The sequence below is a fragment of the Deinococcus rhizophilus genome (genome assembly GCF_030271215.1).
GTDB lineage: Bacteria > Deinococcota > Deinococci > Deinococcales > Deinococcaceae > Deinococcus > Deinococcus rhizophilus.
The window spans coordinates 1-13,983 of record NZ_JASNGB010000071.1; the positions used below are offsets into that span (position 1 = coordinate 1).

Annotated in this window: 17 protein-coding genes and 1 tRNA gene; 9 read left to right on the forward strand and 9 right to left on the reverse strand. The window is 71.6% G+C overall.

Going from position 1 to position 13,983, the window contains the following annotated elements:
* Positions 1-260: 260 nt before the first annotated feature.
* On the reverse strand, positions 261-824 hold the full coding sequence (locus tag QOL99_RS08980) for a flavin reductase family protein (protein WP_285523138.1): 564 nt from the start codon (positions 822-824) through the stop codon (positions 261-263).
* 68 nt (positions 825-892) lie between these two features.
* Between QOL99_RS08980 and gltX the strand changes: the two genes are divergently transcribed.
* Entirely contained in the window at positions 893-2,335 is a 1,443-nt protein-coding gene (gltX, locus tag QOL99_RS08985) for a glutamate--tRNA ligase (RefSeq protein WP_285523139.1), read from the forward strand.
* Positions 2,336-2,341: 6 nt separating this feature from the next.
* On the opposite strand, the gene QOL99_RS08990 is transcribed toward gltX, so the two are convergent.
* A complete protein-coding gene (locus tag QOL99_RS08990; protein ID WP_285523140.1) occupies positions 2,342-3,484 on the reverse strand; it encodes a WD40 repeat domain-containing protein in 1,143 nt (380 codons plus the stop codon).
* A gap of 102 nt (positions 3,485-3,586) precedes the next feature.
* Here QOL99_RS08990 and QOL99_RS08995 point away from each other — a divergent pair, with 102 nt between their 5' ends.
* Both QOL99_RS08995 and QOL99_RS09000 read left to right on the forward strand, forming a co-directional pair.
* Entirely contained in the window at positions 3,587-4,006 is a 420-nt protein-coding gene (locus QOL99_RS08995) for a cobalamin B12-binding domain-containing protein (protein WP_285523141.1), read from the forward strand.
* Positions 3,999-5,189 carry an MFS transporter gene (locus QOL99_RS09000; protein ID WP_285523143.1) on the forward strand — a complete coding sequence of 397 codons (1,191 nt, stop codon included), beginning with the start codon at positions 3,999-4,001 and terminating at the stop codon, positions 5,187-5,189. The genes QOL99_RS08995 and QOL99_RS09000 overlap by 8 nt, the downstream gene beginning before the upstream one ends.
* A 3-nt stretch (positions 5,190-5,192) precedes the next feature.
* Here the strand turns inward: QOL99_RS09000 and QOL99_RS09005 are convergent, their stop codons facing one another.
* The 5 genes from QOL99_RS09005 to QOL99_RS09025 all read right to left on the reverse strand — a co-directional run bounded on the left by QOL99_RS09005 (position 5,193) and on the right by QOL99_RS09025 (position 8,503).
* The gene (locus QOL99_RS09005) at positions 5,193-5,582 is read right to left on the reverse strand and encodes a hypothetical protein (protein WP_285523145.1); all 390 of its coding nucleotides are present in this window, start codon (positions 5,580-5,582) and stop codon (positions 5,193-5,195) included.
* A 239-nt stretch (positions 5,583-5,821) separates the two neighbouring features.
* Positions 5,822-5,911: transfer RNA gene (locus QOL99_RS09010), tRNA-Ser, on the reverse strand.
* 53 nt (positions 5,912-5,964) lie between these two features.
* Positions 5,965-6,456, reverse strand: a complete 492-nt coding sequence (locus tag QOL99_RS09015; protein ID WP_285523146.1) for a DUF402 domain-containing protein — start codon at positions 6,454-6,456, stop codon at positions 5,965-5,967.
* 56 nt (positions 6,457-6,512) lie between these two features.
* A complete protein-coding gene (gene purN, locus QOL99_RS09020; protein WP_285523163.1) occupies positions 6,513-7,100 on the reverse strand; it encodes a phosphoribosylglycinamide formyltransferase in 588 nt (195 codons plus the stop codon).
* Positions 7,101-7,114: 14 nt separating this feature from the next.
* On the reverse strand, positions 7,115-8,503 hold the full coding sequence (locus QOL99_RS09025) for a dipeptidase (RefSeq protein ID WP_285523147.1): 1,389 nt from the start codon (positions 8,501-8,503) through the stop codon (positions 7,115-7,117).
* A gap of 298 nt (positions 8,504-8,801) precedes the next feature.
* Between QOL99_RS09025 and hspR the strand changes: the two genes are divergently transcribed.
* From hspR to QOL99_RS09055, 6 genes are all read left to right on the forward strand, one after another.
* Positions 8,802-9,557 (forward strand): heat shock protein transcriptional repressor HspR, fused homodimer type, encoded by a 756-nt coding sequence (gene hspR, locus QOL99_RS09030; RefSeq protein ID WP_285523150.1) that lies wholly within the window; start codon positions 8,802-8,804, stop codon positions 9,555-9,557.
* A 32-nt stretch (positions 9,558-9,589) separates the two neighbouring features.
* Entirely contained in the window at positions 9,590-10,126 is a 537-nt protein-coding gene (locus tag QOL99_RS09035) for a metallophosphoesterase (RefSeq protein WP_456318852.1), read from the forward strand.
* Positions 10,127-10,181: 55 nt separating this feature from the next.
* Complete coding sequence (locus tag QOL99_RS09040) at positions 10,182-10,595, forward strand: hypothetical protein (RefSeq protein ID WP_285523153.1); 414 nt, start codon at positions 10,182-10,184, stop codon at positions 10,593-10,595.
* 42 nt (positions 10,596-10,637) lie between these two features.
* Positions 10,638-11,162, forward strand: coding sequence for a phosphoribosyltransferase family protein (locus tag QOL99_RS09045; protein ID WP_407650160.1), 525 nt, complete (start codon positions 10,638-10,640; stop codon positions 11,160-11,162).
* Position 11,163: 1 nt separating this feature from the next.
* A complete protein-coding gene (locus tag QOL99_RS09050) occupies positions 11,164-11,730 on the forward strand; it encodes a GNAT family N-acetyltransferase (RefSeq protein ID WP_285523157.1) in 567 nt (188 codons plus the stop codon).
* Positions 11,731-11,734: 4 nt separating this feature from the next.
* Entirely contained in the window at positions 11,735-12,280 is a 546-nt protein-coding gene (locus QOL99_RS09055; protein ID WP_285523159.1) for a phosphoribosyltransferase family protein, read from the forward strand.
* 147 nt (positions 12,281-12,427) lie between these two features.
* On the opposite strand, the gene QOL99_RS09060 is transcribed toward QOL99_RS09055, so the two are convergent.
* Positions 12,428-13,303 carry a complex I NDUFA9 subunit family protein gene (locus QOL99_RS09060; protein ID WP_285523161.1) on the reverse strand — a complete coding sequence of 292 codons (876 nt, stop codon included), beginning with the start codon at positions 13,301-13,303 and terminating at the stop codon, positions 12,428-12,430.
* Positions 13,300-13,983: cobalamin B12-binding domain-containing protein (locus QOL99_RS09065; RefSeq protein ID WP_285523162.1), on the reverse strand; the 684-nt coding region annotated here is incomplete at its 5' end. The genes QOL99_RS09065 and QOL99_RS09060, both read right to left, overlap by 4 nt.

Consider the following 13,983-nt stretch of genomic DNA (forward strand, 5'->3'; position numbering starts at 1 on the left):
GCGAGCAGCCCTGGTCGTGCCCGCACGGGCGGCCCACCGTGCTGCGCCTGCCCGAGCGCGACCTCGCCCACGCCTTCGGGCGGCGCGGGGTGCGGGACGTGGCGCGGGGGCGGGACGCCGTTCACAGCGGTAACCACAAGACCTGAGGGCCTTTCCTTCAGGTCTTGTGGGGCGAGCGGAGCGGGTGGCTGCCACAGGCAGCGGTTGGAGTGGAGTTGAGGGGGGTGCTGTCCTCCCTCCAACGCAACGGAACACCGCCGTCAGTCCCCGAAGACCTCCGGCGGGTAGGCCACCCGCTCCCGCGTCGTCGTCACGTAGGCGCTGCGGCCCAGGTACACGGCGGCCTCGCCCGCGAAGAGGCCCTCCCCGTCGTACATCGCCGGGTCATACCGCACCCCCGTCACCCGCCCGACGAACAGGTCGTGGTCCCCGGTGGGCACGGCCTCCACCACCTCGCAGGTGTAGTGCAGGTACGCGTCCGCGAGGGCCAGCCCCGCGTCTGGCAGCGTCTCCAGCCCCAGCCGCCCGAACTTGTCGCCGCCCCCGTGCCCATCCAGGTCGTGCAGGCTCAGCACCCCCGCCCCCTGCACCGCCCGCGCCGCCGCGAAGGGGAGGAAGTTCACGCCGAAGCACCCGCTCCCGACGATCAAGGGGTGGGTGGCCCGCTCCCGCCCCACCGCCACCCCGTACAGGGGCGGCTCGGCGCTCAGCGCGGTGTGCCAGCCCACGCTCAGGAGGTTGCGCGTCCCCGCGTGCTCGGCGGTCACGAGGGCGACGGTACCGGGGTAGTAGCCGAAAAAGCGGGTGGTCTGGGCGGAGAGCATGGCCCCGAGGATAGGGCGCCCTGCCTCCGGCCCCGTATCCCGCCCTGCTCTCGTAACATGGCCCCCATATGCCTGTCGTCACCCGCATCGCCCCCAGCCCCACCGGAGACCCGCACGTCGGGACCGCTTACATCGGCCTCTTCAACCACGCCCTCGCCGCGCAGGCCCGCGCACGCGGCGAGGAGGGCCGCTTCATCCTCCGCATCGAGGACACCGACCGGGGCCGCTACGTCGCGGACTCGGAGACGCGCATCTTCCAGATGATGGGGTGGCTGGGCCTGACCCCCGACGAATCGCCCCTGCAGGGCGGCCCCAACGGTCCCTACCGCCAGTCCGAGCGCACGGGGCTGTACGGAGACTACGCCCGCCAGCTCGTCGCCTCCGGGCACGCCTACCACGCCTTCGAGACGCCCGAGGAACTGTCGGCCCTGCGCGAGCAGGCCCAGGGGGAGGGGCGCGTGATCGCCGTTCCCAGCCGCGACCTCGACCCGGCAGCGGCGCAGGCCCGGGTGGACGCGGGCGAGGCCGCCGTGGTTCGCCTGAAGGTTCCGCGCGAGGGCGAGACGGTCGTGAACGACAGCCTCCGCAAGCCCATCGCCTTCCAGAACCGCGAGATCGACGACAAGGTGCTGCTCAAGGCCGACGGCTTTCCCACCTACCACCTCGCCAACGTGGTGGACGACCGCCGGATGGAAGTCACCCACGTCGTCCGCGCCGAGGAATGGATCACCTCCACGCCCATCCATGTGCTGCTGTACCGCGCCTTCGGCTGGCCCGAACCCGTCTGGGCGCACATGCCGCTGCTGCGCAACGCCGACAAATCCAAGATCAGCAAGCGCAAGAACCCCACCTCGGTGGAGTGGTACATGGATCAGGGCTTCCTGCCCGAGGCGATGCTCAACTTCCTCGCCACGATGGGCTGGACGCATCCCGACGGTCTGGAACTCTTCGACCTCGCCGAGTTCCAGCGCGTCTTCCGGCTGGAGGACGTGACCCTGGGCGGCCCGGTCTTCAGCCTCGACAAGCTGAAATGGATGAACGGCAAGTACCTGCGCGAGGTGCTGAGCGAAGACGAGGTGGCGAAGCGGCTGCACGCCTACCTCGCGGGGCAGAAGCACGAGCTGCCGCTGGACAAGTACTTCCGCGCCGTCGTCCGCATGATGATTCCCCGGATGGACGTCTTTTCCGAGTTCCTGGAAAAGACCTCCTACTTCTGGTCCGAGGACTACCCCGTCAACGAGAAGGCGCAGAAGCTGATCGAGGAGGGCCGCCCCTTCCTGGGCAACCTCGCCGCCCGCCTGAAGAACCTGCCCGCCTTCGACCAGGCCACGACCGAGGCCGAGCTGCGGGCCTTTGCCGAGGAGCGCGGCCTCAAGCCCGGCAAGGTGATGCAGCCCCTGCGGGCAGCGGTCGCGGGCACGGGCGAGAGCCCCGGCATGTTTGAAATGCTGGAGGCGCTGGGCCGGGAACGGGTGGTGGCGCGGGTAGAGCGGGCGGCGCGGGGCGGATAGAGCGGCTCAGTTCCCCGGCAGCGCGTACACGTTCAGGCGGCCATCCCCGGAGGCCACGGCGAGGCGGTCTCCCTCACGGCTGACGGCGAGGGTGGGCCACAGTCTGGCCCCACCGGGGAAGGGGCGCAGCGGCTCCAGCACCTGCGCGGGCTGATTCAGATTCGCCCGCAGGATGCGGCCGTCGTCCAGCGCGGCGAAGAGCATGTTGCCCGGCGTGACCTCCACGTCCGTGACCTGCACGCTGGGGCCGGGGGTTTTCAGTTGCGCGACCCGCTGACCGCTCGCCACGTTCCAGACCGCCACGCCCGCCGCGTCCTCGTCGGCCACCACGAAGCGCCCGTCCGGGCTGAAAGTGGGGGCATCGGGAGCGTCCACCTTCTGTTCCCGCTGCAACCCGCGAAGCCCCCCGGCCTGTACGTTCCAGACCCGCACTTCCCGGTCACAGGAAAAGGCCAGTCTGGTGCTGTCGGCGCTCCAGGCCACGCCGCTGGGGAACATGCCCGACGCCCGGAAGCAGTCGGCGGGCTGCTGCGGCAGGACCTTGAGGCGGCGCGTGAGGTCGGAGGTCCAGACCTCCACCCGGCGGTTCTGGGCGAGCGCGGCCACCGAACGGCCATCCGGGCTGATGCTGACGTTGAAAAAGGTGCCCGGCAGTGCCTGGAGCGGCTGTCCACCTCGCGCATCCCAGCGGCGCAGCCCCGCCGCGCTGTGGGTGATGAGAAAGCCGCCATCCGGAGTGAAGTGGGTGCCGAAAAGTTCGTCGGTTCCGTCTGCCCTGTCACAGCCGAGGGCGCGTGCGAAGTGGCCGCGCAGGGGAGCAATGACTTTCCCGGACGTCAGGTTCCAGACCGCGACCTTGACCTGGCACGTCGCATAGTCCACCTGCACGGCCAGCGTGCGGCCCCCCGGCGTGACGAGAGACGAATAGAGCCTGCTGCTTCTGGGCAACCTCACGGTGCGCGGCGTGCCCGTGCGCGGCACCAGCACGGCGGCCCCGCCGTCTGCATCGGTCGCCACGGCACGCAGACGGTCCACGTGCTGGGCCGTTCGGGCGTTCGGGTGCGTCATGCTCTGCACGGGGGTAGGAAGAGGTACGGCGGCCTGGGCAGCCGTCACCAGCGCCAGACTCAGGGCCAAGGGTATTCGCACCCTCCCATCCTGGACTGTCCGGGTGACCCCTGCCTGAAGGGTTCTGCGTGCGGGAGACGGCTACAATGCGCTCCAAGAGCAGGTTTCAGGAGGAAACAGACTATGGAAGATCGCCGCATCAGGGTCCTGATCGCCAAGCCCGGCATGGACGGCCATGACCGGGGCGCCAAGGTGGTCGCGCGGGCGCTGCGCGACGCCGGAATGGAAGTGGTGTACACCGGCCTGCGCCAGACCGCCGAGATGATCGTGAACGCCGCCATTCAGGAGGACGTGGACGCCATCGGCCTCAGCGTGCTGTCGGGGGCGCACATGCACTATTTCCGCGAGGTGACGGCGCTGCTGCGCGAACGCGGGGCCGAGGACATCATCCTGTTCGGGGGGGGCATCATTCCCGATCAGGACCTGCCCAAGCTCGAAGAACTCGGCGTGGGCAAGGTCTTCACGCCCGGCGCGAGCACCCAGGACGCCGCCGCGTACCTGAAGACCGCCGTGGCCCAGCGCTGGGCGGCCCAGGGTGGCTGAGCCGCCCGCCCCCGCCCCCGCCGTTCCCACCGCCGCCGCTCCCGCCCTGCCGCTGGGGCGGCTTTTTCCGCTGTACGCCGCGCAGGCGCTGGCGACCGGGGCCACCACCGTCAGCACCATCCTCGCGGCGCTGGTGGTGGGCAACCTGGGCTTTACGTCCCTGATCGGCCTGCCCGCCACCCTGATCAGCGCGTCGGCCGCGCTCTCGGCGGGATTGTTCGGAGCGCTGATGCTCTCGCGGGGGCGGCGGGTGGGGCTGGCCTCGGCCTTCGTGCTGGGAGCTGTGGGGGCGGGGCTGGGGTTCGCGGGGGCGCGGGCGGGTTTGCTGCCCGTCTTCCTGCTGGGAGCCTCACTGATGGGCGCGGCGCAGGGCGGCTACCAGCAGGCCCGCTACGCCGCCGCCGAGAGCGTGCCCGAGTCGCGCCGGGGCACCGCCCTGGGCCTGTTGATGCTGATGAGCGTGGCAGGCTCGCTGCTGATGACCGGGTTTTCCGGCGGGGTGGAGCGGCTGGGCGAGCGCCTGGGCGCCAGCCCCGAGGTCGCCGGATGGCTGGTGGGCGGCGGCCTGCTGGGGGTGGCGGCCCTTCTCATGCTGGTGTGGCGTCCGGTGGCAGGTCCGGCGCAGCGGGTGGCGGGGGCGCGTCCCGGCTTTGCTGCCACCTTCCGGCAGCCCGGCGTGCGCTCCACCGCCCTGGCCCTCGCCACCGCGCAGGGCCTGATGGTCACCCTGATGAGCCTGACCCCCCACCGCGCCCACGAGATGGGTGTGGACCACGCCGGGGTCGCGGCGCTGATCTCGGGCCACATCGTCGGGATGTTCGGCTTCGGCTGGCTGACCGGGCCGCTGATCGACCGTCTGGGCGTACGGGTGGGGTATGTGGGCGGCTCCGCCTTGCTGGGGGCGGCGGCGCTCACGGCCACCCTGCCGGGCACCGCGTGGCTGGGCGTCAGCATGTTCGTGCTGGGGCTGGGCTGGAACCTCGCCTTCGTGTCGGGCAGCAAGGCCCTCTCGCGTCACCCCGCCGCGCAGGGCGTGACCGACGGCCTGGGGTACGTGGCGGCCGGGGCGGGGACGTTGCTGGGCGGCCTGATCATCGCGCGTGCGGGCTTTCCGGTGCTCGCCTACGCCTGCGCCGTACTGGCCCTGCTGCCGCTGCTGAGCGCGTGGCGGGCGGGACGGTAGGGATCAGGACCGCAGGTTCCACGCCCCCCACAGCACGATCAGCAGCAGGAAGGCCAGAGGCCACAGCCGCAGCCCGGCCGTGGGCCGTCCGCGTTCCTGGCGGGTCTGCCGTAGTGCGGGGATGTACAGAGCCGCGCCGACCATCCCATCAGCAACAATGGCGGAAGCGGGCTGCCCAAGCTGGTCCCGTTCCCTCCCAGAAGCGCGTCGATGGGTGCCCACGCCAGTGGTCCACAAGCCGCCGCCGTTGCCAGAGACGTCGCCGCCCGCCATCCGGCAGCAGAGGCCCCGGTGCGCCAGCGCTCGCCAAGGGCGGCGAGGGCCCAGCAGCGCAGAGCCCAGCAGGAGGGCCAGGGGCAACCACAGCAGCAGGGTGAGCAGCGTGTCGGCCACCGTCCCACCTTAGAGCATTTGCCATAAGAAGGCGGTGGGTTTCCGCATTCGTTGGCCGAGCGGACTTGCAAAGCTGCGCAGCAGAGCGAGCGAATTGAAGAAGAGCATTGGGCATTCGGGGAGGCACCTGGGGCGCCTTTCCCCGGGGGCCGTAATTCTGTCAAATGCTCTAGCCTCCCTCCCTCCCCAAGACCGACCGACGAAAAGCCCCGCACCGGGGAGGGCGCGGGGGCAAAGGCTGGCGGAACGGGAGAGATTCGAACTCTCGGTACGGTTGCCCGTACACACGCTTTCCAGGCGTGCCCCTTCAACCACTCGGGCACCGTTCCAGCGCACAGAAGATTAGCGGGTCAGCCTCCGAAAAGCAAACCCCGGCCAGGGTTCAGGTGTAGGGGTCGCGCAGGTAGTCGGTCATCACCCGCAGCGGCGGATACGTTCCCGCCCGCAGCGCCGCCTCCACCCCCCGCGCCCGCGTCCAGGCCGCCTCCGCCAGTGCAGGCGTGACCAACCCGGCCCCCACCGCCTCCTCCAGCTCGTCGCCGTCGATGACGTGCGTCTCGGTGACGCGCCCGTCCGGGGTCCAGTCCGCGATCACGTCCAGATAGAGGTCGTCGCACCAGGGCAGGCCGCCTTCGCCGATGCCCTCGCCCCCGTGAAGGTCCACATAGAGCTGCCGGACCTCGCCCGAGGCGTCCAGCATGGCGGTCAGGGCGTCGCCGAGCGTGCCCTCGCCCGTGCCCGTGGGGTGGACGCGGACCCAGCGGAAGCCGTGGTCCAGAATCCGCACCGTCCGCTCCCCGAACGGCACGTCCAGCACACGGCCGACCTCGTGGGCGGTGAAGTCCACGATGACGAAGCCGGGGACGTGCAGCACGGTCTAGGTGTGCCGCAGGGCGCGGGACCACGGGCGCAGGTCGAAGACTTTGCGCTTCATGCCAGTGCCCGCGAGCCCAACCCACGCAGCGCCGAGAGCAGCAGCTCGCCCTCGACCGCCTGCACGCGGGCCTTGAGGCTCTCCAGCGTGTCGCCGGGCCGCACGGGCACCCGCGCCCGCGCCAGCACCGGCCCCTCGTCGATCCCCGCCGTGACGAGGTGGACGGTCGCGCCCGATTCCGCGTCTCCCGAGGCCAGCACCGCCGCGTGAACCCGGTCCCCGTACATCCCGCGCCCGCCGTGCCGGGGCAGCAGGCTGGGGTGGATGTTCAGCACCCGGCCCGCGTAGGCCCCCAGCACCCCCGGCCCCAGCGCCTTCATGTAACCGCTGAGAACCAGCGTGTCCACGCCTGCCCCCCGCAAGAAGGCCAGGATCGCCCGGTCAAGTTCGTCGGGGTCGGGAAACCTCGCCGCGCTCAGGTGCGCCGACGCCAGGCCCGCCTCCCGTGCCCAGGCCAGCGCAGGGCTGCCGCTGTTGTTGCTGGCGAGGGCCACCGGTACGGCGTCCAGCCGCCCTTCCCGGCAGGCGGCGGTGAGAAAGCGGGCCGCGCTGCCCCCGTGAGAGGCGAGGAAGCCCAGGCGCATGGACGCGCCGGGGGTCACTCTGCCAACTCTCCCAGCTCCTGCAAGAGCGCCGCGCTCGTCAGAATCCCGTTGTGGTAGTCCTCCACGGCAAAGCTCTCGTTGGGCGAGTGCGGCGCGTCCTCGTTCAGGCCGAAGTCGACCAGCAGGACCGGAGCGCCCAGCAGCGACCGGAAGGCCGCCACGATGGGGATGCTCCCGCCCGTGCGCCCGAAGGCGGCGGGCTTGCCGTACACGCGGGTCAGGGCGCGGTCGGCGGCCTTCACGAAGGGCGAGTCGAGGTCCACCTTGACCGGCTGCCCGCCGTGGTGCCCGCGCACCTCCGCCGTGACCCCGGCGGGGGCGATGGTGGGCACGTAGTCCTTGATGAGCTGGGTAATGCGGTCGGGGTCCTGGCCGGGCACCAGCCGCATGGACACCTTCGCGCCCGCCTTCGCCGCGATCACCGTCTTGCTGCCCTCGCCCTGGTAGCCGCCCCAGATGCCGTTGACGTCCAGCGTGGGCCGCGCCCACAGGCGCTCCAGGGTGGAGTACCCCGCCTCGCCGGGCAGGGCCGGGACGCCGATGGAGGCCGCGAACTCCTCGTCCGAGTGGGGAAGCCTGGCCCACATCTCGCGTTCCTCGGGGGTCAGTTCCTCCACCCCGTCGTAGAAGCCGGGGATGGTGACCCGGCCCTGGTCGTCCTTCAGTTTGGCGATGATCCCGGCCAGCGCGTTGATCGGGTTGGGCGCCGCACCGCCGTAGGAGCCCGAGTGCAGGTCGCGGTTGGCCCCCTGGACGTGAATTTCCACGTAGCTCAGCCCGCGCAGGCCGTAGGTCACAGTGGGCACGTCGGGCGCGAACCGGCTGCCGTCCGAAATCACGATCACGTCGGCCTTCAGCGCCCCGGCGTGCTCGCGCAGGTAGGGCTCGAGGTTGGGGCTGCCGACCTCCTCCTCGCCCTCCAGCAGGAACTTGACGTTCACGGGCAGTTCGCCCTGCGAGAGCAGCAGCTCCACGCCGCGCACGTGGGCGTACGCCTGGCCCTTGTCGTCGGTGGCGCCGCGCGCGTAGATGCGCCCGTCGCGCACGGTGGGTTCGAAGGGCGGCGTGGTCCATTCCTCCAGCGGGGCTTCGGGCTGCACGTCGTAGTGCCCGTAGATCAGCACGGTGGGCTTGCCCGGGGCGTTCAGGCGCTCGGCGTACACCAGCGGATGCCCGGCGGTGGGGTCCACCCGCGCCGAGAAGCCCAGCGACGCCAGCTTGCGCTGCAGGAACTCGGCCGCCCGCGTCATGTCGCCCGTGCGGGTGGGGTCGGCACTGACGGAGGGAATCCGCAGCAGCTCGAACAGCTCGCGCTCGGCCCCTTCGCGGTCAAGCAGGGCGGCGAGGTCCGTCTGGACGGAATCTGTCGGGGAGGGGGTCATGCGGGAATGATAGCGGGGGCAGGGGGCGGGCGGCAGGCTGGGGGGAGGGGGCAGCTTTCGCCGAGGGCCCCTCTGATTCACGGTTCTGGCAGGTCCCGGCAAAGAGTGTCGACAGGGGGGTGGCGGGTGAAGCTCGCCCTCGCGCCAGACGGTGGATATGATTCTGTGGCCCCCACCGACCCAACCTGCAATTCACACCCGCAGAGGCACGGGCGGAGGGGTCGCCTCCCGCACAAGCTCGCCTTTCCCACCTTTGGCCACCTTCAAGAACCTTGCCTCCCGTATACTCAACCCACCTATGCCCGCCGACGCGAAGGACCGCCCCGTCTATGTGATCTCGGTTGCCGCCGAGCTGGTGGACATGCATCCCCAGACCCTGCGGCTCTACGAGCGCAAGCGGCTGATCCGTCCGGGCCGGAGCAGCGGCAAGACCCGGCTGTATTCCGAGCGCGACATCGAGCACCTGCGCGAGATTCGCCGCCTGACCCAGGAACTCGGCGTCAACCTCGCCGGGGTCGAGGAGGTGATGCGCCTTCAGCACGAACTCGACGACCTGCAGGGCGAGTTCGAGGCCGAGATCGAGCGCCTCGAGGACGAGCTGCGCGAGCAGGCCGCCGCGCCCCAGCCGCTGGAGCAGGGCGGCAGGCTCGACCCCCGGGACCGCCCCGTCTACGTGATCTCCATCGCCGCCGAGCTGGTGGACATGCACCCCCAGACCCTGCGGCTCTACGAGCGCAAGCAGCTGATCCGGCCGGGGCGCAGCAGCGGCAAGACCCGGCTGTACAGCGAGCGCGACATCGATCACCTGCGCGAGATTCGCCGCCTGACCCAGGAACTCGGCGTCAACCTCGCCGGGGTCGAGGAGATCATGCGCCTGCGCCACCAGCTCGAGGGCGCCCGCTCGCAGATGGAGGGCAATGTCCGCCGTCTCCAGCAGGACATCACCGACCGGATGACAGGCTGGCGCACCCTCCCCGCCCCGCAGGATGAGGCCGGAGACGGGCCAGAGGACGACCCTGCCCCCGAGCAGGAGGCCGGAGAGCTGACCCGGTGATCCCGGCGTCCTCCCCGCCCCCCCTGTGGGTGGTGGGCGACGTGCATGGGGTGCCGGACAAGCTGCGGGCGCTGCTGCGCGGCGCGGGGCTGATCGGGGAGGACGCGGGCTGGACCGGCGGCGCGGCCCACCTCGCCTTCCTGGGCGATTACGTCGACCGGGGGCCGGACGGGGCGGGGGTGGTGCGGCTGATCCGGGCGCTGGAGGCGCAGGCCGCGCTGGTGGGCGGGCGGGTGACCGCGCTGCTGGGCAACCACGAGGTGATGCTGCTGGGGGCGCGGCGCTTCGGCTCCGGGCGGCGCGATCCCTCGGGCCTGCGGGCGTACTGGCTGGAGAACGGCGGCCAGCCCGCCGACCTGCGGGCGCTGGATGAGGACGACCTCGCGTGGCTGGCGGCCCGCCCCGCCCTGGCCCGCGCCGGGCGCTGGTTGCTGCTGCACGCCGACAGCGCCCTGTATCTGGGGCTGGGGGAGAGCGTGGAGGCCGTCAACGCCNCGCGATCCCTCGGGCCTGCGGGCGTACTGGCTGGAGAACGGCGGCCAGCCCGCCGACCTGCGGGCGCTGGATGAGGACGACCTCGCGTGGCTGGCGGCCCGCCCCGCCCTGGCCCGCGCCGGGCGCTGGTTGCTGCTGCACGCCGACAGCGCCCTGTATCTGGGGCTGGGGGAGAGCGTGGAGGCCGTCAACGCCGCCGTGCGCCGCCGCCTCCAGGGAGACGATCCCCACGCCTGGGCCCACTTTGCCAGCGACTTCGCGGCCCGCTTCGCCTTCGCGGAGCCGGGGGGCGAGGCCGTGGTGCAGGCGCTGCTGAACACCTTCGGGGGGCAGCGGCTGGCGCACGGGCATACCCCGGTGCCGCTGCTGCTGGGAGGTGGAGGCGGGGGCGGGTGGCCGCCCGGTCCCGGCGAGCCGCTGACCTACCGGGGCGGGCGCTGCGTGGCCCTCGACAGCGCGATGGCCTACCGCGACCCGGCGGGCTTCCTGGTCCGGCTGGGACCGCGCGGGGTGGAGGAGGTCGTCGCGCTGAGGCAGGCGTGACGACGACCTATGAAGGTGGGCGCTACACTCGGGCACGTGAGAATGCACAAGGTCGAGGTCGGCAACGTGACGCGGGAGTTGCCGGTGGTCGAGGTCAGCCCCGGCGTCAGCGTGGCCCTCTTCAACATGCTGGGCGACACCGAGGTCACCGAGGCGGCCGGGCGCGAACTCGCCGCCCTGCTGCCCGCTGATATCGACGTGCTGGTGACCCCCGAGGTCAAGGCGCTCTCGCTCGCGCACGTCATCAGCCGCGAGACGGGCAAGCCCTACATCGTCATTCGCAAGACCGAGAAGCCCTACATGGTCGAGCCGGTCGCCCGCGAGGTCATCAGCATCACCACCGGCAAGCCCCAACTGCTGGTCCTCGACGGCTTCGACGTGCCCAAGGTGCGCGGCAAGAAGGTCGCCATCGTGGACGACGTGGTCTCCAGCGGCGGCACCCTGCACTCGCTGCGCCAGATTATCGAGGAGGTCGGCGGCGAGGTCGCGGCGGTCGTGGCGGTCTTCACCGAGGGCCAGGAGCGGCCCGAGGTCACGGCGCTGGGACACCTGCCGCTGTTTTCCTGAGTTGCAGGCGCCCCAGGACCCCAATCCCCGCCTCTTCACGCCCCGCCTGACGCTGGAACCCCAGCAGGCCGGGCACGCCGCTGTCATGGCCGCCGCCTTGGCCGATCCGCGCGTCCACACCTTCCTGCCGTCCTCGCCGCCGCAGGAGGGCGACCTGCGCGAACGCTTCGCCCGGCTGGAGACGCGGACCTCGCCCGACGGGGCCGAGGCGTGGCTCAACTGGGTGGTGTTCGCGCGGGCGGGCGGGGCTGCCCTGGGCACCGTGCAGGCGACCGTCCGTCCCGCTCTGGCTGAGGCGGACGTGGCCTACGTCCTCGCGCCGTTCGCGTGGGGGCAGGGCTACGCGGCCGAGGCCATGACGGCCCTGCTCGGTTTTCTGGCGGGCGAATGGGGGGTGCGGGAGGCGCTGGCCCAGGTCGATACCCGCAACCTCGCCTCCATCCGGTTGCTGGAGCGGCTGGGCTTCCGGCGCACGGGCCTTACTCCCCGGGCGGACATGATCCGGGGCCGCCCGAGCGACGAATATTCCTACCGTCTGGCGCTGGATTCCCGCCTTCCGCTAGGGTAGGGCCATGACCCTGACCGAGCAGACCAGCCTCAGCGTGACCGTCGGCGGCGTGACCCGCTCCCTGCCCACCGTGCGGGTCGGCAGCGTGGGACGGGTGCCGCTCGTCGAGTTCCTGGGCGACAGCGAGTTCACCAACGCCGCCGCCGAGGCCCTGCTGCCGCTGATCCCGGAAGGCACCGAGGTGCTGCTCACGGTGGTGACCAACGCGGTGCCCCTGGTTCACGAGATCAGCGACCGCTCGGGCGTGCCCTACGTGGTTGCCCGCAAGAAGCGCCGCACCTACATGCAGTCCCCGCTGATTCAGGACGTGCCCAGCATGACGATGGGCGTGGCCGAGACGCTGTGGCTCGACGGCCCGTACGCCGACCGCCTGCGCGGCAAGCGCGTCACGGTCGTGCAGGACGTGATCGCCTCGGGCGGCACCGCCCAGGCCCTGGGCCGCTTCGTGGAGCGCTCGGGCGGCACGCTGGCCGGGTACCTCGCCGCCTTCAAGCAGGGCGAGAGCACCCTGCCGCTGACGTATTTGCAGGAGCTGCCCAAGAGCCTCTGAGGGGGCTGCCGGAAAAAGACCCCCCCACCCAACCCTCTGCTCCGTAGCTCCACGGGTCTTGCCAGGGAGAGGGCTTTTTTAGTCCCGCTACCAGCGGAAGAGGGGCGCTGCGAAGCGGCAGGGTGAGAGGGTGAGGAGTCCTCGCCCCTACCGCCCCAGAATCCCCGGCAGCGCGTCCGGCAAGGGCCGCATGGGCAGCCCGAAGGTGTCGCGGGCGCGTTCGTGGGGGGCGGTGTTCCCGGCCTTGAGCATCGCGTACTGGTCGCGGGTGATGGGCGGCTTGGGCAGAACTCCCATCAGGGGCACCATCAGGTCCATCAGGCCCAGCGGCACGGGCACGATGGGCTTGCGTTTGCCCAGTGCCCCCAGCTCCAGCTCCAGCAGTTCGCGGAAGGTGTACTCCTGCGGGCCGGTCAGGTCGTAGGTCTGGCCCGCCGTCTCCGGCCGCTCCAGTGCCCCCGCGAACGCCAGCGCCACGTCCTGCACGCTGACGGGCCGGAAGAGGAACTTGCCGTCACCGATCTGCGGCACCACCGGGGCCGTGCTCACGAGGTCGCGCAGCACCCGCCCGAAAAAGTCGTCGCCGGGGCCAAAAATCAGGCTGGGGCGGAAGATGGTCCAGTCCAGCCCGCTCGCCCGCACCAGCGCCTCGGCCTGCGCCTTGGAACGGCTGTAGCCGCTGGCGCTCGCCTCGTCCGCGCCCAGGGCGCTCATGTGCAGGTACCGGACCGGGCGCGGGGCCGACGCGAGGACGTGCCGGGTGCCCTCCACGTGCACCCGCGCAAAGGTCTGCTCGCCTTCTTCCGTGATGATGCCCACCAGATGAATCAGCGCGTCCGGCCCGGTCCCTGCCACCGCCCGCAGCACGCTGCCGGGGTCGGTCACGTCCACGGCCACGCCGGAGGCACCGGACAACCCCTCGCCCCGGCGTGATCCGGCCACGACCGCGTGTCCGCGCCGCACAAGTTCCGTGACGACAGCCTTGCCCACAAACCCGCTCGCTCCGGTGACCAGAATCTTCATGACTCCTCCTGTGCGCCGTGTGCGCCGGGCCGCAGCGCCGCGACGATGGTGTCGGCGGCCTTCTGAGCGTCGGCCCCCGCGTAGTGTCCGCCGAACTCGGCGGCGAGGCCGGGGCGGGCATTGAGCAGCCCGCCGCCGTAAAAGACCGGAATCCTCAGGCCGCGCAGGGCCCCGAGTTGCGCCTGGGTCGGCCCCAGGGCCCAGTCGCCGTTCAGGCCCAGCAGCAGGGCGTCGGCGGGCCGCTGCTGGGCATAGGCGGCCAGGTCCGCGAGCGGCAGGTCGGCCCCCAGGTACTCGGCCTGCACTCCCCGGCGCCGCAGCAGCAGCACCAGGATCAGCAGCCCGATCTCGTGGCGCTCGCCGGGAGCACAGGCGGCCAGCACACGCGGGCCGAACTCGGCGCGGCCCGCGAGTTCCAGCAGCCCCATCAGGCGACCGCGCAGGTAGGCGCTGGCCTGATGCTCGTGCGCGATGGTGATCTCGCCCCGCGCCCACAGGGTCCCGATCTCCGCGAGCGTCGGGGCGACCACCGCCAGCACCACCTCCTCGACCGGAAACTGCGCGTGCGCCGCGCCCAGGGTCACCGCCGCCTGTTCCAGATCGGGCTCAAGCAGCGCGGCCAGCAGGTCGTCGGACAGCTGCTTTTGCGGGGTGGCCGCCGCTGGCGCGGGGCGCGGGGC

Excerpts from the sequence above, each read along its gene's own strand:
- QOL99_RS08980 (WP_285523138.1), bottom strand. The coding sequence starts at position 824 with ATGCTCTCCGCCCAGACCACCCGCTTTTTCGGCTACTACCCCGGTACC.
- gltX (WP_285523139.1), top strand. The coding sequence starts at position 893 with ATGCCTGTCGTCACCCGCATCGCCCCCAGCCCCACCGGAGACCCGCAC.
- QOL99_RS08995 (WP_285523141.1), top strand. The coding sequence starts at position 3,587 with ATGGAAGATCGCCGCATCAGGGTCCTGATCGCCAAGCCCGGCATGGAC.
- purN (WP_285523163.1), bottom strand. The coding sequence starts at position 7,100 with ATGCGCCTGGGCTTCCTCGCCTCTCACGGGGGCAGCGCGGCCCGCTTT.
- QOL99_RS09025 (WP_285523147.1), bottom strand. The coding sequence starts at position 8,503 with ATGACCCCCTCCCCGACAGATTCCGTCCAGACGGACCTCGCCGCCCTG.
- hspR (WP_285523150.1), top strand. The coding sequence starts at position 8,802 with ATGCCCGCCGACGCGAAGGACCGCCCCGTCTATGTGATCTCGGTTGCC.
- QOL99_RS09045 (WP_407650160.1), top strand. The coding sequence starts at position 10,638 with ATGCACAAGGTCGAGGTCGGCAACGTGACGCGGGAGTTGCCGGTGGTC.
- QOL99_RS09055 (WP_285523159.1), top strand. The coding sequence starts at position 11,735 with ATGACCCTGACCGAGCAGACCAGCCTCAGCGTGACCGTCGGCGGCGTG.
- QOL99_RS09060 (WP_285523161.1), bottom strand. The coding sequence starts at position 13,303 with ATGAAGATTCTGGTCACCGGAGCGAGCGGGTTTGTGGGCAAGGCTGTC.